The organism is Glutamicibacter sp. (assembly GCF_032154645.1).
Taxonomy (GTDB): Bacteria; Actinomycetota; Actinomycetes; order Actinomycetales; family Micrococcaceae; genus Glutamicibacter.
Map to the genome: position 1 here is coordinate 24,902 of NZ_JALDXV010000002.1, position 22,796 is coordinate 47,697.

Below are 22,796 nucleotides of genomic sequence, written 5' to 3' on the forward strand. Positions count from 1 at the left end.
TAGAAGCACGTAAGGGAGTATTCACAAGCGTTTGACCCGTCAATACGTGGAACATTGTCGTTCTGCCGGGTCCCACGGTCAGCCTTTGGGCAGACGAAGAGACTTACTGCTCATGCTTGTACCCAACTTACGAAAGTAGGATTCCCCATGGGAGTTTCTCCTTTAATCTGGACGATCACCATCGTGGTCATCCTGGCCCTGCTGGCCTTTGACTATTTCTTCCACATTCGCAAGGCGCACGTTCCTTCCCTGCGTGAAGCTGCCATCTGGTCCAGTATCTATGTGGGCATTGCCCTGGTCTTTGGCGTCCTGGTCCTGATCTTCGGCGGCATCGACATGGGTGCCGAGTACTTCGCGGGATACATCACCGAGAAGGCGCTGTCGGTGGACAACCTCTTCGTCTTCCTGATCATCATCGCGAGCTTCCGGGTGCCACGCGAGGACCAGCAAAAGGTGCTGTTATTCGGCATCGTCTTCTCACTGATCGCCCGCACCGCATTCATCTTCGTCGGTGCCGCTCTGATCAACCAGTTCGCCTGGGTCTTCTACATTTTCGGCATCATTCTGCTGCTGACCGCAGGCAACCTGCTGAAGAAGGACGACGAGGGCGATGAGGCGAACAACTTCATCATCCGCCTTGCTAAGAAGCTCTTCCACACCACCGACACCTACGACGGCGACAAGCTGTTCACCAGGGTCGACGGCAAGAAGGTCCTGACCCCGATGCTCCTGGTGATGGTGGCCATCGGCGGTACCGACATCCTCTTCGCACTGGATTCGATCCCTGCAATCTTCGGCCTGACCCAGAATGTCTACATCGTTTTCACCGCTACCGCTTTTTCCCTGATGGGACTGCGTCAACTGTACTTCCTGCTCGACGGCCTGCTGGATCGACTGATCTACCTGTCCTACGGACTGGCGGCAATCCTTGCATTCATCGGCGTCAAGCTGGTGCTGCACGCACTGCATGAGAACAACCTGCCGTTCATCAACGACGGCCAGCATGTACAGGTAGTCGAAATCTCCACAGGACTCTCGCTCAGCGTGATCATCGGCGTATTGATCGTGACGGTTCTTGCTTCGCTGTTCAGCAAGGCTGGCAAGGCCCAGACCGCAGTCAACAACGTCCGCAGGCACGCAAAGAACTACCTGGATCTGTCCTACACCACCGATGCGGCCGAACGCGAGCACGTGTACTCGCTGCTGCTCGCAGAGGAAGCGTACGTGAACACCATGGATAAGAAGTACCGCGACAAGGTCAAGGACATAGAAGAGATTCGCGCCGAGGTGGCCCACGCCCACCAGGAGCATGATGAGTTCCTAAAGAATTAGGCAACGACGAAACCGCGGGCCGCTAGTTCATTAAACTAGCGGCCAGCGGTTTTCTGTCTCGACAAAAGGCAGTTACCGCGAAGAAGCTTGCAAACTGGTGAATACCGCCCTTGGATGCTGTCCGTTCGCGATGACTAGCAGGGCACCGACGCCGCAGAGTATTCCGGAGCTGAACAACAGCAGCAGCTCCCAGAGTTCCTGCCCCTGTCCACTTGTCCCGGCCCCTATGCCGAACAGCACCACTGCGTATAGCGCGCTTCCTGCCAACGCGGCCCCGGAGGCGGCCAGGAGCAGGATCGGCCACCATTTCAGGCGGGCACCGACCTGGGTGAAACCACGGCCGCGGAGCAGTTGCCTGAGCAGCGCCAACAGCCCGATGACGGCGGTAATGGCGAAGGCCGAATTGGAGTAGTCCGTCAGCCAGGCAAGGCTGCGCTGCGGGTCGCCCGATGCGGCTTGATCTTGCATCAGCGTCGTTGCCCGGGCAAAGCACCGAATGCTCGAATACAGCAGCGATGCGACGAGGATTCCGAGAATACCCAAGAGCAGCGCCGTGAACCCGTGCTGCAGCGGAAGCTGTTCGTGTGCGCCGTGGGCTTCAAGGCTGCGGCCCCAGCGGCGCCGCAGATACCAGCCGAGCATGAGCACGACGCCAACAGCTTGGGTTGCAAAAGAAAGATAGACCAGCGGGCCGACCCACAAAGACAATGTTCCGTCGGTAGTCCCGTTGCCGTTCAGGACCATGGCGGCAATGACCGGCCCGGTAAAGATAAAGGGCAGCAGCAGGCCCGCGGCGAACCATGATGGAATCAGGATCAGCCACCACGGGATGTTCACCGCTGCCCGGCGCCCCAACGCCCACATCATCGCCACCAACAGCACATCCAGTACCGCCGTGATGATATTGCCGGTGAGCACCACCGCGGCGCCCAGTTCTGAGGTGTGTTCAATCCCCCACTGCGCCCCGAAGATCCACGCGACCTTTAACAGAAAATAGGGCATGACGCCGAGGGCGGTGAGTGCTACCAGGATCCGTGGAAAAATCCCCGGGTCTCGGCTGCCGCCGCTGCGCGGCGATGCCTGTTGTTTCATCATTACTACCCAACATTCATCGCCGCGCGGAGATTAGCGGCGGACGGTTCCGATGTAGTAGTCGGAAGGGACGATTGCCTTGCCCAAGGGCATCAGCGAGATCGGGATCATCTTCAGGTTGGCAATGCCCAGCGGGATGCCGACGATCGACAGGAACATCGGGATCGCGGTCAGGATGTGGCCGATGGCAATCCAGATGCCGGCGACCAGGACCCAGATGACATTGCCGATGGTGGAGAATGCTCCGACCGGTCCGCGGTCGACTACCGTGCGGCCAAAGGGCCACAATGCATAGCCGGCGATGCGGAACGAGGCAATGCCGAAGGGAATTGTCACGATCAGCAGGCAGCAGATGATGCCGGCCAATACATAGCCCAGGGCCAGCCACAGGCCGCCGAAAATCAGCCAAATAATGTTCAAGATTCCGCGCAGAAAATCAGTCATGTACCCAGTCTCGTCTACTTGCCCGGGCGCAGCTAGTAGGGATAACCCCCGATTCTTCCCTGATCCACGTGGCCAATCCCCTACCATCGTGCTCTTCGACCGCGTTGAAGCTCGTCTAGAATTAATGATCATGAGCGAATCGAGCGAAGAACAGCAGCAACCTCAGGCGTCGGCACCACGAGACCCAGCACTTTTCAGGGCTGAACCGGTCTCATTTGTCCGCCGCGGCAACCGCTTGCAGGGCCGCCGAGCCAGTGCTTGGGAGCGCAATGCCGATCAATACGTGATCGAGCCTCCCCGCAAGATCGCTGATACTTCCGTCGCCGATGACTTCGTCTTGAATCCCGACGAGGCCTTCGGCCGCACCGCTCCACTGATCGTGGAGATCGGCACCGGCCTGGGCGAATGCATCGCCAACGCTGCCAAGGACGACCCGGAAAGCAATTACCTTGCGGTCGAGGTCTACCGCCCGGGCCTAGCCCAGCTGATGCTGAAGGTCGAGTCCTTCGGTATCGAGAACGTCCGCGCGGTGCAGGCAAACGCCCCCGAGGTTCTGGATGTCATGCTGCAGGAAAACAGTGCTGATGAGATCTGGATCTTCTTCTCCGATCCTTGGCACAAGCCGCGCCACCACAAGCGCCGCCTGATCAAGGCGTCCTTCCTGGACAAGGTGTCCCGCGTGCTCAAGCCAGGAGGCACGCTGCGCCTTGCCACCGACTGGTCGAACTATGCCGAGCAAATGCGCGAGGTGCTCGATGCCCATCCGGATTTCAGCAACCAATACCCCGGCAACCTCGCAGGCGTTGAGTCGAACCTGACCAAGGTGCGCGTCAACGGCATGGAAGGCTTCGATCCGGAACCTGACTTCGTGGACGAGCAGGGAGGCTGGGCACCACGCTTCGAACGCCGCATCCTGACCAGCTTCGAGGGCAAGGCGCTGAAGGCCGGACGCCTGGTCTTCGACCTGGCCTACACCCGCATCGGCTAAGGTCCCGCAACAAATACCTTGAATGGCTCATGTGAACCCTATGGTGGGTTTCATGAGCCATTTTTCTGTTGTTCCAACATCCGACTTTGCCGCGGCACCGACCATGGAATTTGCCGGGGTCCGATTGGAGCAGATGAGCCTGGAGCACTGTGCCGATCTTGCCGAGGTCGTTGAGCGGGACCGGCTTGATGAGGCCTGGTTTGCTTCCACGCCGTCGGCTGAGGGCATGGAGGCGAATATTAGGGCGCGGCTTAAGAATCAGCAGGCGGGCACGGTCGCTCCCTTTGCCATCATCGATTTATCCACCGGCCAAGCCGTTGGCGCGACAACCTACCTGAATATCGATGCGACGAACCGTCGCGTGGAAATTGGTTCGACATTCTTAGGTCTTCCCGCTCAGGGCACGGGAATCAATCCCGCCGCGAAGTACCTTTTGCTGCGGCGCGCGTTCGAAGAGCTCGGCTGCTTTTCAGTAGCATTCTGCACCCACTGGCACAATGAGGCATCACGCGCTGCAATCTTGCGGCTGGGCGCCAAGCAGGATGGGGTGCTGCGCAATCACAAGTATGATCCGAAGACCGGCACCCTGCGCGACACGGTGATCTACTCGATTCTGCCCCATGAGTGGCCCGCGGTGCGTACGCAGCTGGAGGCTAGGCTCCGCCGCCACGGGCGGATCTAACACCGGTGCCAAGGAACAGGAAATCCAGAGCGCACAGGGACATCCCCTGCGCGCTCTGGAGTGTTGTTCTCTGATTATCCGGCTTTGGGTCCAGAGTCCGAGACGGATCCGACAACTATGGGTACGGTGTCGGACCCGTCCCAATCCTTGACCGCCGACCTGCGGCAAGAAAGCAAAGTTTTCTGGCTACGATACCCATTCGATGCTAGGAGCGGAGACGATGCAGTCGATATGAACTCCAGCGGCGACGGTCCCACCGAAGGTGTTGTTCGACCCGAACGCCACGTGAATCGTATTGTAGGCTTTCTCGTCCTCAAGGATGTTCCCAATGACACGCGCTGCATGATTCGTGCCAATGCCCAGTTCGGCGACATTGCGTCCCAGCCCATCACCAAGCATGTCCAAGAGTCGAGCGCCGGTTTCTCCCGTTGCACCGACGAGGCGGCCGTTTTCGATGCTGAGGATCGTGGGCTCTTCCACGAGTCCGATCCCGGCGATGGAACCGTTGACTTCGAGCAGGCCGGACGCCTTCCCTTCATCCGGCGCGATGTAGGCCTCACCGCTTGGAAGGTTCCCCGAGGTTCCCTTTGCAAGATAGACCCCCGTGCTTGCCAGCCCAGGCCGTTCGGAGATGGGCACGTCTAGCACCAGGTCGTCTCCGGAATGAATGCGAACGAGGGAACAGGAAGTTAGCTTGGCGGTTGCTGCCAAGGTTTCCTCTTCGACCCTGACATAGTCTGCCGTCATAGCCCCATTAGTCAGCATCTCAAGGGTGATTCCCGGCATGGTCACGAAGGCCGTTCCCTGAGCATTAGCCTGTTTTCGCGCGGCGGTGTGCGTCAGCGAATGCTTCGTCATGGCGAAGACCAAATCAGCAGAGAGAATGGCGTCCAGCGCTGCCGACGTAGGCTCTTCGCCGGACTTCGTTCTGTCGGCCATCTGATGGACCATCGGTTCAACACCCTGCGACAGCAGTCCCTCAACAAAAACTTCAGCAACCGCGGCAGTTGAATCATCGGACAGCACAAGCACACGCTCATAGTCGTGAACAGGGACGTTGTTGGCGATAATGTTCGCTACCACGGTGGATATGTCAGTCATTTACGAGGGTCCTTAGTGAATTGTTGGTGGAAAAGCACTCACGAACGTTGGCGGCGAGCAACGACTGCGGGAGAAGGACCGGCAGCCCTGTCGCGGAACGCACCCTGTCTCGGTGCGATGGTGAATAACCCATACAGTCGAGCACAATGAGTTGCGCACCTTGTTCCTTCAGCCTCAGCGCGGCCTTCGCTGGGTCGAGTCCGTCGTAGGGCGACGAAGCCTCGAGCGAGATCTGTCCGGGGAAAGACCGCCATTTGTCCCTGACCAGCTCTTCCTGATCTGCCAGTGGAATGATCAAACCTAGATGAGAGACAAACGACAGTCCTTGAACGACCCCGGTGACGAGCTGGTCTGGATAGATCATGGGCGTTTGGCTGCTGAGCTCGGGAAAACTTCCGGTACAGGCTACGACAATCGCGTCGACCTCGCCGGAGAGATGCTCAAGCTTTGCCGACAGCAGCGGAAGCAATTCATCCTTGTTGATCTGTACAGACTCGCCGCTATTCAATTTCGAAATGTAGAAGGAGTCGTTTTCTATGGGCGCCCGGTCCTTCCACTGTTCGCCGTCAACGCCGTCTAGCGCTCCTGCTTCCACCAGGTCGATGTCCGCGAAGGTACCAAAGGGAGCGACCATGTCCGGACGGGGAGATTGGCCAATGGTGAGGAATCCGATTCGCGTGGCAGGTCTCGATCCCGAGACCTCGCTTTCGGCGGTCATCGAGCGCCTGCCTGAGTATGAGCGAGGATCGGCTTGTTGATGACTGGTTCGATGGCTTTGAGAAGATCTGCATTGCTCATGGTGCTGCTGAGCAATAGCTGATTGGCAGGCACGAGGATGGTCGTTACCTCGCGGCCCTCTGCCAGTTCTGCGCTGACCACAGGCGCACCGGTTTCGCTGTCCAAGGTCATAATCAAATCTGGGAAGGTTCCCACTCGTTCACCTGAAATTTCGGCGGTCATGTACTCGTTCCAGATGGTCAGTTCGAGGTCGCCGATGATTGCCGCGCCCACGTCGAACCCTCCGGATTCAACCATTCGGAATTCATTGACTACTCCCGAAGAGATGATGGTTCCGTTGAGGAAGTCAAGAATCGCGCTAATCCGGGCTGCTCCAGCGGCGTGAGAAGAATAGATCTTTCCCAATTCAATAGCCTGGCTGATGCCTCCCGGCGCCGCATTCGCAGACAGGTATGCGATGTCTACCGGGTTGCGGCATACTCCTACCATTCCACCAGCCTGAATGGATACCGATCGTACGGTGCTGGATGCCAGGTCGAGGCTGCCAGAAACCGTACCGGCTACCCGCCGCGGGCCTTCGCCTCCGGCAAAGGCTTGGAAGGAAACATAGTCCTCCACCTGTGACAGGTTCAGCGCTCCCATAGAGCCGGTCGGGTGTGCCCGGCCGTTGGCTGGGCTGTCGAGTACCGGCAGCCCGTTGGCCGCCGCCTGCAGCCAGCCATTAATGGTGGTGGCGGCGCCATTTTCATTGGTCATCAGGGCTACGATGGGAACTTCTGTGCGCATCCGCTGAACCGTGTCGATCATCTGCTCGGCATCAAGGTACATTTTCTTGGCTGACGGAGCTCCCACCAATGCCACGCAGGGCACCACGGCGTCGGCGTCGAATTCATCGAGGCTCGCCAGTACCGGCGCATGAGCCGGGAAAATACTGGCCGCCTTGTTCAACCCGTCGGTGAGCAGACCTCCTCCGCCGCCGCCGAGGATGCAGCCTCCATAGATAGCATTCATGGCGTCTTCTTGGGTCAGTGTGCGTCTAGTCATCGTAGTCTTTCCGTCGTGTATGGATGATTGAAAGGGGTCTGCCCGGCAGGTCCGGCCCCGCTGTTGCCCGGGTGAAATGCAACCGGTCAGAGCGCCTTGAAGACGCCCTTGCCGAAGGAGTACAGGGCATCGCCGGCAATGACTCCGCCGGCAAAGACCTCGACGCTCTGCTTCGCCTTGTCCCCATAGATCCGTTTGATGATCAATCGGGTTGCCACACCTGCGGCTACCAACCATCCAGCCCACGGGGTGGAGATGAGCAGTCCGGTGGCAAGCATGATTCCCAGCTGGCGCTTTGACCCGCCAACCATCTGCAAGATGGCTCCTGGAATAGCCCAAATCAGCAATTGCACGGCGGTCTCGGATGATACACCGGCGTGGATCGCGGCTACATAGGCCGCGTTGATCGGGGCGGTGAGCCCCTCGTTGAAGTACATCTGGTAGGAGAACAGCACCACGACGATGGCTACCGCGAAGCCGATCATGCCGGCGATCATCTGCTGGCGTCGTCCGTCCAATTCGAAGCGTGGGTCCTTGCCCTCGCCGCGCAGCATGTGGCCGGCCTTCAGGTCATACCCCATGTCGGCAAAGGCAGGACCAGTCGCTGCGGTGAATCCAGCGAGCACAACGAGTGCTTCCGGTGGAAAACCGATCAAGATGCCGATCACCAAGGTGATCAGGGCAATCGCGAACGCTGGGAACCAGCCCGAATGCATTGCGGCGATGCCAACGATGAACTCGTGCACGAAGGCCGCCAGGGTTGCGTAGAAGACAAAACCAATCAGCATTGGCACGCTCATCTGGGTCACGATGCCGGTGCCCAGGGTCAACGCGATGGTGATCAAAAGGTAGCCGCCCGCACCCAAGCGCAGCGCCTTGCCCAATCGGAGGTCATCGGCATTGCGGTTCGTGCCGCGGGACTCAGCAGTTAGTTCGGGTGCAGCGCTTTCCTGCTGTGCATCCGGCTTCGCCTTAGAGTCCTTGTGGGACTTGAAGATGATGCGTCCCACCTGAATCAGCGCGACGATGCCGGCGCCGATCATCAATCCGTGCGGGACGTAGTCCGCGGTGAGATCCCACCCGGTCAACACCTCGCAGTATTGCAGGATCAACAGGCCAACGGCGAAGGCGATCATCGCGCTCACATTTGCGATCAAAGCGACGCCGAAGGCAGACATCGGAAGCGAAAAAATGGCTCCCAGCGCACCGGTGACGATGCCTCCGCCCAAAATGGCTGCGCGCTTGCCGCCCTGATCGCCGGCGATGATGGTCTCCGCTGCGGCGATGCCCAGGGGCCATGCATTGCGGGCAGGAAATGGGCGGGTGTCGAACATTCGGTACAGTAGCCACGCATCAAGAAGCATTGCGCACGAGACGCCGATCAGCATTGGTACCACCATGTTGGGCAGGCCGAACAAGAATGGGATGCCGATAGGCAGGAACAGGCTGTTGGCGGCGCCGAATGTCGCCGAGGAAATACTGGTCTGGGCCAAGTTTTGGGCGTGCACCGAACGGAAGCCACGGAAAACGACCAGCGGGATGCGGGCCAATGTCATGGCAACCAGCGCGCCGATGATCGATGTGCTCGGGGTGATACCCACGCTGGCCAGCACCTGCACGCCAACTATGGCGCCGAAAATGCTCAGAATGATGGTCAGTACCAGATTTCGTGGGGCAAGTGCTCGGGGATGGACCTCTGGGGTAGAGCGCTGGGCGGAGAGCTCAGTCGGGTCAGTCATGTGAGGAATTCCTGTCGATGGATTCTCGAAAAGAAGCGTGATTGATGTCTGCGCTGATGATGTCTTCAACACCATCTTGTTCCAAAATATAGAACAACGAACAACTATATGGAATTATGGGTGTAGAGTGAATCACATGTCAAGGGCCATGCAACGATCACGAACTGCCCTATGGCGTCCACACCCGGTTCACTACACAACAAAGTCTGGTCAGACGTACTAAAGTCGGAGTTCTAAGCAATGGGGAGGAACTATGAGCACGCTAGCCAATGCGCGGGATGTCCTGCAGCTGATGGTGCGGATGCAACGTGATCTAACGGTCAGCGAAGTGACCGAAGCATTGGGAGCACCCAAAAGTTCCGTTTCAAGAACCTTGACGATGATGGCGAACTACGGATTCCTCGACCGAGACCCCCACACCAAGGCCTATCGGCCCGGTTCCCTGGTCATCGAGGCCTCATACCACTTCCGCGGATCGCGTACCGTCGCGTCGCTGCTTGAAGACGAGGTGGCAAGCCTTGTCGAAGATACCGGCTATACCTGCTACATCAATATGCTTGATGGGCGCGAAACAATGGTGACTCACATGCGCACAGGTACCGTGGGCACGCTGCAGGCCTATACCCCGGTAGGCACCAGGGGGGCCGCCTATGCCAGTTCGATGGGCAGGGCGATCCTCGCCAGGCTGGACGACGAGGACGTTACCGCACGGCTAGACAGCGATTTTGAGCCTGTCGGTCAGGCGCCGCGCACCCTAGATGATCTGCTGGCCCGGCTCATGTCCATTCGCTCCCGTGGCTGGGAACTGTCCCGTGGGGAATTCGTTACCAACGTCGCGGGCATTTCCGCCGCCGTCCTTGAACCCGGCAGCACACAACCCCTGGGCATTGGCATCGCGCTGCCCGCACATGACTTCGATGATGCACTGGCCAACGGCTTTGGAACCAAGGTCAGGGACGCCGCCATGCGCGTTGGCAGGAAAATCGGCGATCCTTATTGGCTGTCATTCGCCGCAAACTAGTTTCCGCTCAGTCGCCCAGGGCGCTCGGAGCGATTGGATACCGCCCTTTAACACACATACCCATCAAGGAACCAAGCGGTTCCCTGATGGGTATGTGTGAAAGTCGGCGCTATAGGGCTCTTCGGTCTATCGACCAATGGCCCGGCGGACCGGGAAAAGCGAGACCGGTGGTTCGGGACGCATGGGACGCATCCCTCGGGCCAGCGAGACGACATCTCCTGCCATGGTGCCTGCGGCGAAGATGCGCGACTGTCCCTGACGCACGAAGCTCAGTTCTTGGCGCAGGTCGTTGACCTCTGTCTGCAGATGCGCAACCTGGTCTTGCAGGTCGAGGATGCGTTTGATGCCTTCAAGCGAAACCCCTTCCTTGCTCAGCGACTGCACCTGACGCAGCAGCGACACATCGCGCTGCGAGTAGCGGCGCTGTTTGCCGGACTGCCTGCTGGGCGATACCAGCCCAATGCGGTCGTATTGGCGCAGGGTCTGCGGATGCATATCTGCCAGCTGTGCGGCGACGGAAATGACGAAGACAGGTCGTAGGTACTCCCCGTTCACGCTGCTTCAACCACCTTTCTGCCTTGGATAGTTCGAGTCTATCGCCGCCAGGCTCAATGCCAAATGGCGGCGACAGACCCTGCGGATCGAACCGATCCTAGAGTTTTGCCTTGGACGCGAGGTCCTCCCGGGGATCATCCCCCGCGGTGGCCGCAGCGAAGTCCTCGACTGCCTTCTTCGCTTCATCGTTAAGGTTCTGCGGGATCACCACGTCCAAAACGATGAGCATGTCGCCGGTGGCCTTGGAGGTTTTCACTCCGCGACCCTTCAGGCGCAGGGTGCGCCCCGAGTTGGATCCTGCCGGAACCTTCATGGCCACCTGCTCGCCATCGAGGGTCGGCACGTGGATCTTCGCGCCCAGCACCGCCTCGTCGAAGGTCACCGGGATGTGGACCCGGATATTGTTCTCTTCGCGCTTGAAGAACGGGTGCTCGGCCACCTTGACCTTGACGATCAAATCGCCGTTGCCTGCGGGGCCGGCCTGGCCGCGGCCGCGCACGCGCACCGACTGGCCATCCTTGATGCCTGCCGGGATACGCACGTCAATGACTTCCCCGCTGGGTTCGCGCAGCCCGATCTTGGTGCCGTTGATGGAACCCGCGAAGGAAATCGAGGTGGTTGCGGTGCGGTCTGCCCCCTTGCGCGGCGGCGCCTGCTGGCCGAATCCGCCATAGCCGCCGCCCCCGCCGAACAGGTCGGAGAAGTCCGGCTGGCCGCCGCGGCCGCGCCCACCGCCTCCGCCGCCTCCGAAGAGGTTGGAGAAGATGTCCTCAAAGCCTGCTCCCCCGCCGGGTGCCCCGCCCGGTCCGCCCGCCGAGAAGCGGGCTCCGGAGCCCATGGCGCGGATGGCGTCGTACTGTTCGCGCTCTTCCTTGTCGGAGAGCACCGAGTTGGCCTCGGTAATGTCTTTGAACTTTTGTTCGGCCGCTGCGTCTCCGGCGTTGGTGTCAGGGTGGTACTTGCGAGCCAGCTTGCGGTACGCCTTCTTGATGTCCGCATCGCTGGCATCCTTGGAGACGCCCAAAATGGCGTAAAAGTCTTTGTCTATCCAGTCCTGACTTGCCATCAGGGCCTCATCCTTTCTATACCGATTCGAAACTGCCCACTGGCGAGATTCGACAGTGGGCAGTTTCGATGGTGTTACTTAGTTGCTATTCGCCGGTGGCGACCAGCACCTGGGCAGCGCGCAGGATGTTGTTTCCCTTGCGGTAGCCGCTGCGCAGCACCTGTCCCACGTGGTCGGCCGGTACCTCTGGCACCGCCTGGCGCAGCAGCGCCTCGTGTACGTTCGGGTCGAATTCAACGCCAGCCTCGTTGATGCGCTCCAGCCCGTGCTGGGCGAGGATCGTATCAAGCTTGTTGGCGATCGAAGCGAACGGGCCGTCGACGAGGTCGCCGTGGGCGCGGGCTGCATCGATGTCGTCAAGCACCGGAAGCAGGGTGCTCAGCACCGACTGGACTGCGTTTTCACGCACTGCCACGCGGTCGCGTTCCACACGCTTACGGTAGTTGACGTATTCGGCCTGCAGGCGCAGCAGGTCGTTGCGCAGTTCGGTTTCCACCGCACCGCCGTCAACCTGCTCGCCTTCGGCCTCGGCGCCGGCCTCGTTCAGGATCGCCTCGGCCTGACCCAGGGCGTCAGCGGTCGGCTGCTGGTCAGCAGCCTCTGGCTGGTTCTCCGGCTGCTCGCCGGAGTTATCGTTCTGGTCCTGTGCCTCGGACATAACCTAAACTCCCTTACTTCTTGTCGGCTTCGTCTTCGTCGATAACCTCGGCGTCGACGATGTCTTCATCAGCGTTCGGCGCAGCCTGCTCGCCTGCGGCGGCGTCGGCCTGAGCGGTAGCGTAGATCGCCTCGCCCAGCTTGGTCTGCGAAGCCTGCAGCTTCTCAAACGCGGCCTTGACCTCGTCGTCGTTGTCCTGCTTCTCCAGGGCAGCCTTCAGCGCGTCAACGTCGCCCTGAACTTCGGTCTTGACCTCTTCAGGCAGCTTGTCTTCGTTGTCCTTGATCAGCTTGTCCACCGAGTAGGCGGCCTGCTCAGCAGCGTTGCGGGTTTCAGCTGCCTCGCGGCGCTTCTTGTCCTCTTCTGCGTGGGCTTCGGCTTCCTGAACCATGCGCTCGATGTCCTCCTTGGACAGCGAGGAGCCGCCGGTGATGGTCATCGACTGCTCGGTGCCGGTGCCCTTGTCCTTAGCGGAAACGTGCACGATGCCGTTGGCATCGATGTCGAAGGTGACCTCGACCTGTGGGATGCCGCGAGGAGCCGGAGCGATGCCGGTCAGCTCGAAGGTGCCCAGCGCCTTGTTGTCACGGGTGAACTCGCGCTCACCCTGGAAGACCTGGATGGAGACCGAAGGCTGGTTGTCTTCAGCGGTGGTGAAGGTCTCCGAACGCTTGGTCGGGATCGCGGTGTTGCGCTCGATCAGCTTGGTCATCACGCCGCCCTTGGTTTCGATACCCAGGGACAGTGGGGTGACGTCGATGAGCAGAACGTCCTTGCGCTCGCCCTTCAGCACGCCTGCCTGCAGCGCAGCGCCGACGGCAACGACCTCGTCAGGGTTGACACCCTTGTTGGCGTCCTTGCCTGCAAGCTCCTTGACCAGTTCAGCAACTGCTGGCATACGGGTCGAACCGCCGACCAGGATCACGTGGGCGATATCCGAAACCTTGACGCCGGCTTCTGCAATGACATCGTGGAATGGCTTGCGGGTGCGCTCCAGCAGATCTGCGGTCAGTTCCTGGAACTTTGCACGCGAAAGGTGCTCGTCCAGGTGCACTGGGCCTTCCGGGGTGACCGACAGGTACTGCAGGGAGATGTTGGTGCTGGTAGCCGAGGACAGTTCCTTCTTGGCCTGCTCAGCAGCTTCCTTCAGGCGCTGCAGCGCAATCTTGTCCTTGGACAGGTCTGCGCCCTTGGCCTTGGCCTGTGCCAGCAGCCAGTCGACAACGCGCTGATCCCAGTCGTCGCCGCCCAGACGGTTGTCGCCGGCGGTGGCGCGGACCTGAATGGTCGAGAAGCCGTCGTCGTCCTTGCCAACTTCCAGCAGGGAAACGTCGAAGGTGCCGCCACCTAGGTCGAAGACCAGGATGAGCTCGTCTTCGTTGCCCTTCTCCAGTCCGTAGGCCAGAGCGGCAGCAGTTGGCTCGTTGACGATGCGCAGCACGTTTAGGCCTGCGATCTCGCCGGCTTCCTTGGTTGCCTGGCGCTCGGCGTCGTTGAAGTATGCAGGAACGGTGATCACTGCGTCGGTGACCTTTTCGCCCAGGTAGGACTCTGCATCGTTCTTCAGCTTCATCAGGGTGCGAGCCGAGATTTCCTGAGCGGTGTACTTCTTGTCGTCGATGTTGACGGTCCAGTCGGTACCCATGTGACGCTTGACCGAAGCGATGGTGCGGTCAATGTTGTTCACTGCCTGGCGCTTGGCGATATCTCCGACCAGTACTTCGCCGCCCTTTGAGAATGCAACGATGGACGGGGTGGTGCGGTTGCCTTCGGCGTTAGCGATAACGGTAGGCTCACCACCTTCGAGCACGGATACGACGGAGTTGGTGGTTCCGAGGTCAATACCTACGGCACGCGACATAATGGCTCTCCTTTGCCTTGGTTGAAAATGTCTAACGCTGAGGGCTTTGTACCCCCATTGAGCGTTCTGCACTCAAGTTTACTCAGCCAATATTGACTGTCAAATTAACTTGAGCGAACCTGACTCAACTTTGCGTTCTGTCTTATTCAACAGGGCAGGTGGCAGAATGATTCCCAGAAACGAGAAAAATTTTCGCTCGTTCTCCACCCCAGCCGTCTGGGAAGGGAAACTCGCAGATCAAAGGAAGAATCATGGCAAAAGCTAAGAAGAAAAAGTTCTCAGAACTCTCCCCGATAGCACAGGCAGGCATCATCACGGCCGCCACCGCGCAGATTACGTTGTTCCTTGCAGCACAGATTGATCTGATCCGCCGCAAGAGCGATCAGGTCCGCGGCCGCAAGGCAGTCTGGGCCGGAGTGAACTTCATCAACACCTTCGGCCCGTTAAGCTACTTCATCTTTGGCCGCAAGTCCGGCAAGCACTAAACCTTCATCGCAGTACAACAAAGAACTCCCCCGCCGCGGCCATTTCTGGTCCACGACGAGGGAGTTGCTTTGTACTATGAGTTTTTAGCGACCGCGGGTCGCCGGGCTGGAGGCACGGCGCGGCCCTCGGCTGCGTCCGCCGTTAGCCGCCGGGGCCGCGCCCGAACGCGAATTCTGCCGCGAGCCACCACGGCCGGAAGCTGCCGGGCGCTCCGAGGAGCCTGAACGCGAACCGCGCGCAGGACGCTCGGTGGTGCCGGTGCCGCGGGCATTACGTGCCGAACGCTCCGAACCGGCGGCCTTAGCCCCGCGCTCACCACGGCCCTTGGACTCGCTGCGCGGTGCGCCTTCCGCCGCAGGCTTGCCGCCGCGGGAATTGCGGCCGCCTCGACCGCCGCGCGAAGAACCCGAAGCCTGTCCTTCGCCGCTTGGACGCTTCTTGGCTGGGTTGCGCTGCTGCTTTACCGGTGCAACGTAGGCAACCAGCTCGGCAACCTCGCCCACGACGTCCTTGACTGCCTGCGAATCAACGCCGACCTTTTCAAAAGGAACCTTGATGCCCGCCTGCTTCAGCAGCAATGCGACGTCGCCCTGCTGATCCGGGGTGCAGATGGTGACAACGACTCCGCTGGAACCTGCACGTGCGGTGCGGCCCGAACGGTGCAGGTATGCCTTGTGCTCCGCCGGTGGATCGATGTGGACTACCAGCTCCACGCCATCCACGTGCACTCCGCGCGCCGCAACGTCCGTAGCTACCAGAACCTTTGCTTCTCCGGAAGAGAAGGCTGCGAGGTTGCGGTCGCGGGCGTTCTGAGACAGGTTGCCGTGCAGGTCGACAGCCGGAACGCCGGCCTTGGAGAGCAGCACCGCCATCTTTTTGGCATGGTGTTTGGTGCGCATGAACATGATGCGGCGCGAACTGCCCTGGGCAAGGACGCGGACCAGTTCCTTCTTGTCATCGTTCGGGATCACGAAGACGTGGTGTTCCATGGTGTCCACGGCGGCCTTCGGTGCATCTACCGAGTGAACCGTCGGGTTGTTCAGGTAGCGCTTGACGAGCTTGTCCACGCCGTTGTCCAGGGTTGCGGAGAACAGCATGTGCTGGATGCCGGTGGGCATGCGGTCCATGATGCGGCGGACCACCGGCAGGAAGCCCATGTCTGCCATGTGGTCGGCTTCGTCGAGCACCGAAATTTCAAGCTGCGACAGGTCGACGATCTTCTGCGAGATCAAGTCGTCAAGGCGGCCCGGGCAGGCGATGACAATGTCAACGCCCTCGTTCATCGCCTTTTCCTGACGGCTCTGTGCCACTCCTCCATAGATCACGGTGGTACGCAGGTTGTTGACGCCCGCCAGCGGTTCAACGGTCTTTGCGATCTGGGTGGCCAGCTCGCGGGTCGGTGCCATGATCAGGGCACGTGGGAAGCGGGCCTTGCGGCGCTGCGGACGCTGGGCCAGACGAGCAACCAGCGGCAGGGAGAAAGCAAGGGTTTTGCCGGAGCCGGTCTGGCCGCGGCCAAGGACGTCTCCACCGTTAAGGGTTGAAGGAAGGGTTGCTTCCTGAATGGGGAATGGGTTGTCAATGCCCTTGGCAGACAACACCTGAACAAGGTTTTCGGGCACGCCAAGGGCGCTAAAAGTAGAGGTCATGCTCAAACTTTCTCTCTGAATTCGCACGTCACAAGCGACGTCGGGTTTCGCCGATCCAGGAGGAAGTCCGCAACTGCGCACTGAAAACGCCGATCATCTCGGGGTTATCGCGCAGGGAAATCAAACTCTGTCGACGAGTGCATGACAGGGCGTCCGAAGCTCAATCCATCGACCCCATGCAGTGATGCACAAGATTCCACTCTACCGTGTATGGCTTCGGCCCGCCCTAGCAATGGCCTGTGAACGCAGCGGATCACAGGAGATCTACACCACGTTAGCGCCCCTGAAGGTGGCGTTCATGCATCAGTTTCGACGGCCACCAGACTTTTGGACCAATGTCTTCGACCAGCGCCGGCACCAGCAGGCTGCGCACCACGAAGGTATCTAGCAGCACGCCGAAGGCGACGATGAACCCCAACTGACCGAGGAACATGATCGGGATTACTCCCAAGGCCGCGAAGGTCGCCGCCAGCACGATGCCGGCAGAGGTGATCACCGACCCGGTCACGCTCAGGCCCCTGCGCATGCCTTCACGCGTTCCATGCACCAGCGATTCTTCTCGGACGCGGGTCATCAGGAAGATATTGTAATCGACGCCCAGGGCCACCAGGAACACGAACCCGAAGAGTGGAACCGCAGGGTCCGCCCCCACATAGTCAAAAACGTGGTTGAAGACCAGTGCGCTGACGCCCATGGCGGAGCCATAGGAAAGAACCGTGGAGGCAATGAGCAGCAAAGGAGCAAGGATGGACCGAAGCAAAAGCATCAAGATCAGCGAAATTGACATCAGGATCAGCGGAATGATCTTCCACAGATCAGAAATTGCTGTGGCATTCTTGTCCATTTGTGTCGCGGTTGGCCCGCCGACCAGAGACTCTGCATCGATCTGATGTGCCACCGTCCGCAGGTCCGCCACGGTGGAGGCGGCCTGATCGGAATCGGCGGCATCCTCCAAAGTGACCGACAGTAGCTCCTTGCCGTCAACAACATAGGGTTCTACGCCTCGTTGTTCCACTGCCGGACCGCCGTCTTCGGCCTGAGCATAGGCAGAGGCCACGCCATCGAGCTCGGTGACGGCCTGCAGCATCTCATCGGCTTCATCCTGCGCAACGACCACGGTGGCAGGCGAACCGCTGCCTCCGGGGAAGTGCTGTCCCAAGACATCCTGCCCGGTGCGCGCCTCCGATTCGCCGATGACCATTTCGCTTTGAGGCACTCCACTGGCCTTGAGCTGCAGGGTTCCGGTGGCCGCAATGGCCAGCACAATGGCGGTGATTACCCAGATTGGGCGCGGATATCTTGCCACCCACGTTGCGATGCGGAACCACAACCCTTGGTGTGCAGCCTCGTGTTTATGCTGCTGCGAAGGCTTGGGCATAAACGGCCAATACGCGGCCCTTCCCAGCAGCCCCAGGACCGCTGGTAGGAAGCTCAATGCGGCGAAGACGGAGAAGACGATGCCGGTCGCGGCAATGGGGCCCAGTGCTTTGTTCGAGTTCAGATCGGAAAACAGCAGGCACAGCAGTCCGATGGCAACGGTTCCGCCCGAGGCGATAATCGGCTCCAGCGACCGTTTCCACGCCGCAGTCACGGCCGACCATCGGTTCTGGCCCGCGATCAATGCTTCCTTATGACGCGCCACGAAGAGCAATGAATAGTCGGTGGCCGCTCCGATAACCAAAATCGACAGAATGCCCTGGGCTTGTCCATCCAACCGAATGACATCATTTTTGGCGAGCGTGAACACCACCAACACGGCTGCGCACAGTGCCACCATTGATGTGCTGAGCACGGCAATCGGAAGCAGTACCGAGCGGTAGACGATCAGCAGAATCACCAGGACTGCGCCCAAGGCAACAGACAGCAGAACACCGTCAATCCCGGAAAATGCCTCAACGAGATCTGCGCTGAAGCCGGCGGGGCCGGTGACATAGACATCGATCCCCGGCGGAGCGCTGCTTGAAAGCTCACTGCGCAGTTCCTCGACGCTCTCGTCGGCCTTGACATCGCTCTTCAGCGGAACAATTAATTCAGCCGCCTGGCCGTCTTCAGACATGAACGGCCCGGTGACAGTGCCGTCCAGATATTCAAAGTCCTTCAGGCCCTCGGCAAGCTGTGTTGCCACCTTCGGATCCAACGAATCGGGATCAGCAATGATAACCACCGCTGGTATTGCATCGCTCGTGCGAAACTTCTCCTGCCATTCAAGTGCCTGAGTGGCTTCCGCGCTAGTTGGCAGGAAGGCTGTCTGGTCATTGGTCTGCACAGTAGACAATTTTCCGAAGGTCGGCCCTCCCACCGCGGCCGCTCCCAGCCAAGCAAGGATCAGTACCGTGTAGATAAGAATTCGCAGTCCTGAACCACTTCGATGTCTCCCCATCAGTTATTCCCCATTCTTCATGTACTTTGAAGGTCGGCCATCCCGATTTTTTCGGATGCTGAAGCGCAACGCTACATGGAATGGCAACTAAGTAATTCCATTATGGAAGTATCCTGTGAGTACTAGGATGATCAAATGACGTCCAGCGATCGCTACACTTTGGTTCAGTTGCTGCAAGACTTCACGCAGGCATCCGATCGATTCGTTGAGGCTACCGCTTCCCATAACTCAATGCATCGCAGAGATCTCAGCGCGCTGAGCACACTGATGAAGAACGAACGCAATGGGCTTAAGCTCTCTCCATCCCAGCTCAGCGCCCTGCTTCAGCTCAGCTCCCCAGCAACCACTGCCATGCTCGACAGGTTGGAACGCTTGGGCTACATCCAACGCCAACGCAGGCAAGAGGATCGGCGTGGAACGATCATCAACCTCACGGAAAAAGCGTTTATTGAGGGACGAAGCATGTTTCTACCGCTGAGTCAACGCCTTACAGACGTCATAGAGTCCTACGATGACCAGCGCATCTGCCAAATCAACGAATTTCTGTCACAGGCAATCAAGGCAGTCGACGCAGCCCACGCGGAGGGACAAGGACAAGATGCATAAGATTTCAGGCTCCGCCCATACGTAACGGTGCTACCCAATTGTCGAAAGCTCCCCCGCTCCCACTAGCCTAGGTGGGTGGAACTTTCACTTTGGATGTCATTGCTCGGCGCTTGCGTCGTCATCAGCTTCACCCCCGGCGCAGGGGCAATCAACACCATGAGCAATTCGATGCGCCAGGGATGGCGCACCTCCATCTGGGGTGTGATCGGCCAACAGATTGCACTGCTGATCCACGTGCTCATCGTTGCAGCCGGTGTGGGCCTCCTGGTTGCCAGCTCCCCGTTGCTCTTCGCCATCATCCGATATGCCGGTGCCGCGTATCTGGTGTACCTGGGTATCCGAATGATCCTTTCCAAACCGGATGTCGCCTCTGACGGCAAGAGCACCGGCAAGGTCCTGAGCCCCATGGCCATGATGCGCCAAGGCATTCTGGTCAACCTGCTCAATCCAAAGGCAATCGTCTTCTTCCTCGCTTTTACCCCGCAGTTCATCCGCACCGACGAACCATTGCTTCCGCAGTATCTGATCTTCATCGGCACCGTCATCGTGGTGGATGTTCTGGTGATGTTCTTCTTCTTTGCAGGCACTGCGCGCAGCTTCCAGCGCTTCACCGCCACGGCCCGCGGCGCAAAGATACTCAACATCATCTTCGGCGTCCTGTTCATTTTGGTTGCTGGCATGCTGCTGCTAATCCACTGATCATCCGTTGTTTTCTGAGTGGCTCCAGATAGTTGCGAATTCGTTGCAGATAATCTGGCGCGTGCCTCTCGATCTACGCGGTGATCTGTGTTTAGACTGATTCATGTTCCGGATAATGATCGTATGCACGGGGAATATCTGCCGCTCTCCCATGGCGGAGTACATGCTGAAAAACGCATTGAGTGACGCCGAGGTCAAGGATGTCGAAGTGCGCTCGCGAGCCGTCACCGACGGAGAGGTCGGCAAGGGCATCGACGCCCGCGCCGCAAGCACCCTGCGTGCCCACGGCCTCGACGCTTCGAAGCATATAGCCACCCAGCTCACCGCCGACGAGCTAACGGATATGGATCTGGTCCTGGCCATGGACACCGACCACTTTGAAGATCTGGTTCCGGTCCTTGCAGATATCGATCCGAGCGAACGCCCAATGCTGCGGATGTTCAGGTCCTTCGATCCAGCAGCCGCCAGTGAACCTCACGAAAATCAGGGGGTCTACGACCCTTGGTACGGGGACGCCGGCGACTTCCGGGAGACGTGGAAGCTTGTGGCGGCTTCCCTGCCTGCGCTAGTTGACTATGTGCGGAGTAATATAGCCTCTCGTGGAAACCGCTAGACCCTTCATCATCGCCCTGGACGGACGCTCCGGCTCCGGTAAGAGCAATTTCGCGTCGTCCCTGGCTCAACATCTGGCGCACCATACCAGTGTTGCCGTCTTGCGCTTAGAAGATACCTATCACGGCTGGGATGGACTTCTCGACGCCTGCAAGCGCTATAGTCGGCTGCTTCCAGCGCTCGCCTCCGGCCAAAGCATTTCGTTCCCCACCTGGAACTGGGATACGAATATAGTGGACGGCAGTCAGGAATTCACCCCGGCCGCCGTGGTGATTATCGAGGGCGTCGGGGCGGCCAACCGCGCCGCGAGCGCCTGGATCGACTTCAGCATCTGGCTTGAAGCACCCGAAGCTCAGCGCAAGAAACGGGCCCTGGCCCGCGATGGCGAAACCTATGCACCGCACTGGCAGCGCTGGGCCGACCAGGAAACTTCCTACATTGCCAGCGACGCACCGGGGCGGCATACCGATCTGGTGCTATCCACCGACGGTGCATCCCTCGCTCTGGAACAGTTCCTAAACCTCGCCTCCTACCTGCCGGCGAACCTGCGCGAGCAGTTCGGCGTCCACGCCCATGGCTCCACCGCCCCTGAACTGCTCGGCGAGTATGCAGCTCCTGCGGATGCCGCCGCGCTCTTTGAGCTCCTTGCCGAGGGGGTAGAGCACGCGGCACTGCTTGAGTCGACGAGCCACCACCTGCCCGATCCGCTTCAGCGCAACCAGTATTCCCTGCTCGCCCTGGCGCTTGGCGAAGAGTACCCGCTGCTGCGCACCAGCGGCGCCGAAACCACCATCCAGATCGCCGACAGCACCCTGCGCATGGGCTCCAGCTTCTTTTCTGCACTGGGACACATTTGGCCGGCTGCCGACATCGAACCCGCTGCGTATCCGCTGCCTGCATGGGTCGGCTACCTCGGCTATGAGCTCAAGCGCGAGGTGGGCGCCCGGGACATCGCGGCAGTCATCGCCGACGGCGTGCGCCGGGATGACGCCCGCTTCTTCGCACCGAACGTGGTGCTGGTCATCGACCATTGGTCCAACACGCTGACGGCTCATGCGCAGCCGGAGTTCGCCACGTGGCTTGATTCCCAACTGCTGGCAGTAGGCACCTCGCGACGCGAACCGGCCCAGCTGGCACCCATCCACTTCAGCTGCGCCGACACCCAGGAAGCATACAAGCAGAAGATCGCCCGGGCGCAGCATGAGATCTATGAGGGCAACACCTACGAGGTCTGCCTGACCACCCAGCTGAGCGCCCGCGTGGAGTCGTTCATCCCCTTCGAAGCCTACTGCCGGATGCGCACCTCAAGCCCTGCACCGTTTGCGCACTACCTGAAGCTCGGCCCCACCGAGGTTGCCAGCATCTCGCCCGAACGCTTCCTGAGCCTCTCGGCCACCGGGCTGCTGCGCGCCGAACCCATCAAAGGAACCCGGCGGCGCGGCGAAGACCCGGCGGAGGATGCGGTGCTGAAGCATGATCTTGCCACGAGCGCCAAGGACCGTGCGGAGAACATCATGATCGTGGACCTGCTGCGCAACGACCTCTCGCATCATTCCCATCCCGGGTCGGTGCGCGTCACCCGGCTGTGCGCGATCGAAAGCTACGCAACGGTGCACCAAATGGTCTCCACCATCGATGCACAGCTGCGGGACCGCGCGCTGTCCGCGCAGGCACTGCTTGAAGCCTTCCCCCCGGGCTCCATGACCGGTGCGCCGAAATTGTCGACCATGAACATCCTGGACGAACTGGAAGATTCACGGGCCCGCGGCCTGTATTCGGGAGCCGTGGGATATCTGGGTGCGGACGGGTCCGCCGACTTCTCCGTGGTCATCCGCACCCTGGTCTGCGACCGCCTGGAGGAGGACGGCTGGCTGCTCAGCCTGGGGCTGGGCGGGGCGATCACCGCCGACTCGGACGCCCAGGACGAATGGGATGAAGTGATCACCAAGTCGGTGGGCGTGCTCGGCGCCCTCGGCTCCTCGTTCCCGCTCGCCGCAGCCAACGGTTCCAAGTAGCCCAGACAGCACGAACGGCACGGCACCT

General features: G+C 59.9%; 21 protein-coding genes. 9 read left to right on the forward strand and 12 right to left on the reverse strand.

The genetic code is table 11. The annotated features are described in order from the left end of the window. Nucleotides 1-147: 147 nt before the first annotated feature. The gene (locus RUH64_RS02000) at nucleotides 148-1,332 is read left to right on the forward strand and encodes a TerC family protein (protein ID WP_313810907.1); all 1,185 of its coding nucleotides are present in this window, start codon (nucleotides 148-150) and stop codon (nucleotides 1,330-1,332) included. A 72-nt stretch (nucleotides 1,333-1,404) separates the two neighbouring features. Here the strand turns inward: RUH64_RS02000 and RUH64_RS02005 are convergent, their stop codons facing one another. Continuing rightward, a complete protein-coding gene (locus RUH64_RS02005) occupies nucleotides 1,405-2,427 on the reverse strand; it encodes a hypothetical protein (RefSeq protein ID WP_313810909.1) in 1,023 nt (340 codons plus the stop codon). Nucleotides 2,428-2,457: 30 nt separating this feature from the next. After that, a complete protein-coding gene (locus RUH64_RS02010) occupies nucleotides 2,458-2,868 on the reverse strand; it encodes a YccF domain-containing protein (protein WP_313810910.1) in 411 nt (136 codons plus the stop codon). A 130-nt stretch (nucleotides 2,869-2,998) separates the two neighbouring features. On the opposite strand from RUH64_RS02010, the gene trmB reads away from it, so the two are divergent. Both trmB and RUH64_RS02020 read left to right on the forward strand, forming a co-directional pair. Next, nucleotides 2,999-3,856: a tRNA (guanosine(46)-N7)-methyltransferase TrmB gene (gene trmB / locus RUH64_RS02015; protein WP_313810911.1), complete on the forward strand. Its 858-nt coding sequence runs from the start codon at nucleotides 2,999-3,001 to the stop codon at nucleotides 3,854-3,856. A 52-nt stretch (nucleotides 3,857-3,908) separates the two neighbouring features. Continuing rightward, nucleotides 3,909-4,538, forward strand: a complete 630-nt coding sequence (locus RUH64_RS02020) for a GNAT family protein (protein WP_313810913.1) — start codon at nucleotides 3,909-3,911, stop codon at nucleotides 4,536-4,538. A 186-nt stretch (nucleotides 4,539-4,724) separates the two neighbouring features. On the opposite strand, the gene RUH64_RS02025 is transcribed toward RUH64_RS02020, so the two are convergent. From RUH64_RS02025 to RUH64_RS02040, 4 genes are all read right to left on the reverse strand, one after another. Then, nucleotides 4,725-5,639, reverse strand: a complete 915-nt coding sequence (locus RUH64_RS02025) for an aminopeptidase (RefSeq protein WP_313810915.1) — start codon at nucleotides 5,637-5,639, stop codon at nucleotides 4,725-4,727. Next, nucleotides 5,632-6,357 carry an AroM family protein gene (locus tag RUH64_RS02030; protein ID WP_313810917.1) on the reverse strand — a complete coding sequence of 242 codons (726 nt, stop codon included), beginning with the start codon at nucleotides 6,355-6,357 and terminating at the stop codon, nucleotides 5,632-5,634. Before RUH64_RS02030 ends, RUH64_RS02025 begins: the two co-directional genes overlap by 8 nt. Further along, nucleotides 6,354-7,421 (reverse strand): DUF917 family protein, encoded by a 1,068-nt coding sequence (locus tag RUH64_RS02035; RefSeq protein WP_313810918.1) that lies wholly within the window; start codon nucleotides 7,419-7,421, stop codon nucleotides 6,354-6,356. Before RUH64_RS02035 ends, RUH64_RS02030 begins: the two co-directional genes overlap by 4 nt. A gap of 86 nt (nucleotides 7,422-7,507) precedes the next feature. Then, nucleotides 7,508-9,160 (reverse strand): OPT/YSL family transporter, encoded by a 1,653-nt coding sequence (locus tag RUH64_RS02040; RefSeq protein WP_313810919.1) that lies wholly within the window; start codon nucleotides 9,158-9,160, stop codon nucleotides 7,508-7,510. A gap of 253 nt (nucleotides 9,161-9,413) precedes the next feature. Between RUH64_RS02040 and RUH64_RS02045 the strand changes: the two genes are divergently transcribed. Continuing rightward, nucleotides 9,414-10,181, forward strand: a complete 768-nt coding sequence (locus RUH64_RS02045; RefSeq protein ID WP_313810920.1) for an IclR family transcriptional regulator — start codon at nucleotides 9,414-9,416, stop codon at nucleotides 10,179-10,181. Between the two features lie 126 nt (nucleotides 10,182-10,307). Here RUH64_RS02045 and RUH64_RS02050 read toward each other — a convergent pair whose 3' ends face one another. From RUH64_RS02050 to dnaK, 4 genes are all read right to left on the reverse strand, one after another. Then, the gene (locus RUH64_RS02050; protein ID WP_313810921.1) at nucleotides 10,308-10,736 is read right to left on the reverse strand and encodes a heat shock protein transcriptional repressor HspR; all 429 of its coding nucleotides are present in this window, start codon (nucleotides 10,734-10,736) and stop codon (nucleotides 10,308-10,310) included. Between the two features lie 97 nt (nucleotides 10,737-10,833). Beyond that, entirely contained in the window at nucleotides 10,834-11,802 is a 969-nt protein-coding gene (locus tag RUH64_RS02055) for a DnaJ C-terminal domain-containing protein (RefSeq protein WP_313810922.1), read from the reverse strand. Nucleotides 11,803-11,887: 85 nt separating this feature from the next. After that, complete coding sequence (locus RUH64_RS02060) at nucleotides 11,888-12,460, reverse strand: nucleotide exchange factor GrpE (protein WP_313810923.1); 573 nt, start codon at nucleotides 12,458-12,460, stop codon at nucleotides 11,888-11,890. A 13-nt stretch (nucleotides 12,461-12,473) separates the two neighbouring features. Continuing rightward, nucleotides 12,474-14,321 carry a molecular chaperone DnaK gene (gene dnaK / locus RUH64_RS02065; RefSeq protein ID WP_313810924.1) on the reverse strand — a complete coding sequence of 616 codons (1,848 nt, stop codon included), beginning with the start codon at nucleotides 14,319-14,321 and terminating at the stop codon, nucleotides 12,474-12,476. Nucleotides 14,322-14,572: 251 nt separating this feature from the next. Between dnaK and RUH64_RS02070 the strand changes: the two genes are divergently transcribed. Then, a complete protein-coding gene (locus tag RUH64_RS02070; protein WP_313810925.1) occupies nucleotides 14,573-14,806 on the forward strand; it encodes a PLD nuclease N-terminal domain-containing protein in 234 nt (77 codons plus the stop codon). A gap of 84 nt (nucleotides 14,807-14,890) precedes the next feature. On the opposite strand, the gene RUH64_RS02075 is transcribed toward RUH64_RS02070, so the two are convergent. Then, nucleotides 14,891-16,456, reverse strand: a complete 1,566-nt coding sequence (locus RUH64_RS02075) for a DEAD/DEAH box helicase (RefSeq protein WP_313810926.1) — start codon at nucleotides 16,454-16,456, stop codon at nucleotides 14,891-14,893. 274 nt (nucleotides 16,457-16,730) lie between these two features. Further along, nucleotides 16,731-18,836 carry an MMPL family transporter gene (locus RUH64_RS02080; protein ID WP_313810928.1) on the reverse strand — a complete coding sequence of 702 codons (2,106 nt, stop codon included), beginning with the start codon at nucleotides 18,834-18,836 and terminating at the stop codon, nucleotides 16,731-16,733. A gap of 135 nt (nucleotides 18,837-18,971) precedes the next feature. Between RUH64_RS02080 and RUH64_RS02085 the strand changes: the two genes are divergently transcribed. The 4 genes from RUH64_RS02085 to RUH64_RS02100 all read left to right on the forward strand — a co-directional run bounded on the left by RUH64_RS02085 (nucleotide 18,972) and on the right by RUH64_RS02100 (nucleotide 22,768). Further along, complete coding sequence (locus RUH64_RS02085) at nucleotides 18,972-19,442, forward strand: MarR family transcriptional regulator (RefSeq protein WP_313810930.1); 471 nt, start codon at nucleotides 18,972-18,974, stop codon at nucleotides 19,440-19,442. A gap of 75 nt (nucleotides 19,443-19,517) precedes the next feature. Continuing rightward, complete coding sequence (locus RUH64_RS02090) at nucleotides 19,518-20,141, forward strand: LysE family transporter (RefSeq protein WP_313810931.1); 624 nt, start codon at nucleotides 19,518-19,520, stop codon at nucleotides 20,139-20,141. Nucleotides 20,142-20,256: 115 nt separating this feature from the next. Continuing rightward, entirely contained in the window at nucleotides 20,257-20,754 is a 498-nt protein-coding gene (locus tag RUH64_RS02095) for a low molecular weight protein-tyrosine-phosphatase (protein WP_313810933.1), read from the forward strand. After that, nucleotides 20,741-22,768 carry a chorismate-binding protein gene (locus RUH64_RS02100; protein WP_313810935.1) on the forward strand — a complete coding sequence of 676 codons (2,028 nt, stop codon included), beginning with the start codon at nucleotides 20,741-20,743 and terminating at the stop codon, nucleotides 22,766-22,768. The genes RUH64_RS02095 and RUH64_RS02100 overlap by 14 nt, the downstream gene beginning before the upstream one ends. Nucleotides 22,769-22,796 lie beyond the last annotated feature (28 nt).

What these genes read in the sequence shown, in the direction of transcription:
- RUH64_RS02000 (WP_313810907.1), top strand. Translation starts at nt 148, where the DNA reads ATGGGAGTTTCTCCTTTAATCTGGACGATCACCATCGTGGTCATCCTG.
- RUH64_RS02005 (WP_313810909.1), bottom strand. Translation starts at nt 2,427, where the DNA reads ATGATGAAACAACAGGCATCGCCGCGCAGCGGCGGCAGCCGAGACCCG.
- RUH64_RS02010 (WP_313810910.1), bottom strand. Translation starts at nt 2,868, where the DNA reads ATGACTGATTTTCTGCGCGGAATCTTGAACATTATTTGGCTGATTTTC.
- trmB (WP_313810911.1), top strand. Translation starts at nt 2,999, where the DNA reads ATGAGCGAATCGAGCGAAGAACAGCAGCAACCTCAGGCGTCGGCACCA.
- RUH64_RS02020 (WP_313810913.1), top strand. Translation starts at nt 3,909, where the DNA reads ATGAGCCATTTTTCTGTTGTTCCAACATCCGACTTTGCCGCGGCACCG.
- RUH64_RS02025 (WP_313810915.1), bottom strand. Translation starts at nt 5,639, where the DNA reads ATGACTGACATATCCACCGTGGTAGCGAACATTATCGCCAACAACGTC.
- RUH64_RS02030 (WP_313810917.1), bottom strand. Translation starts at nt 6,357, where the DNA reads ATGACCGCCGAAAGCGAGGTCTCGGGATCGAGACCTGCCACGCGAATC.
- RUH64_RS02035 (WP_313810918.1), bottom strand. Translation starts at nt 7,421, where the DNA reads ATGACTAGACGCACACTGACCCAAGAAGACGCCATGAATGCTATCTAT.
- RUH64_RS02040 (WP_313810919.1), bottom strand. Translation starts at nt 9,160, where the DNA reads ATGACTGACCCGACTGAGCTCTCCGCCCAGCGCTCTACCCCAGAGGTC.
- RUH64_RS02045 (WP_313810920.1), top strand. Translation starts at nt 9,414, where the DNA reads ATGAGCACGCTAGCCAATGCGCGGGATGTCCTGCAGCTGATGGTGCGG.
- RUH64_RS02055 (WP_313810922.1), bottom strand. Translation starts at nt 11,802, where the DNA reads ATGGCAAGTCAGGACTGGATAGACAAAGACTTTTACGCCATTTTGGGC.
- RUH64_RS02060 (WP_313810923.1), bottom strand. Translation starts at nt 12,460, where the DNA reads ATGTCCGAGGCACAGGACCAGAACGATAACTCCGGCGAGCAGCCGGAG.
- dnaK (WP_313810924.1), bottom strand. Translation starts at nt 14,321, where the DNA reads ATGTCGCGTGCCGTAGGTATTGACCTCGGAACCACCAACTCCGTCGTA.
- RUH64_RS02070 (WP_313810925.1), top strand. Translation starts at nt 14,573, where the DNA reads ATGGCAAAAGCTAAGAAGAAAAAGTTCTCAGAACTCTCCCCGATAGCA.
- RUH64_RS02075 (WP_313810926.1), bottom strand. Translation starts at nt 16,456, where the DNA reads ATGACCTCTACTTTTAGCGCCCTTGGCGTGCCCGAAAACCTTGTTCAG.
- RUH64_RS02080 (WP_313810928.1), bottom strand. Translation starts at nt 18,836, where the DNA reads ATGGGGAGACATCGAAGTGGTTCAGGACTGCGAATTCTTATCTACACG.
- RUH64_RS02085 (WP_313810930.1), top strand. Translation starts at nt 18,972, where the DNA reads ATGACGTCCAGCGATCGCTACACTTTGGTTCAGTTGCTGCAAGACTTC.
- RUH64_RS02095 (WP_313810933.1), top strand. Translation starts at nt 20,257, where the DNA reads ATGATCGTATGCACGGGGAATATCTGCCGCTCTCCCATGGCGGAGTAC.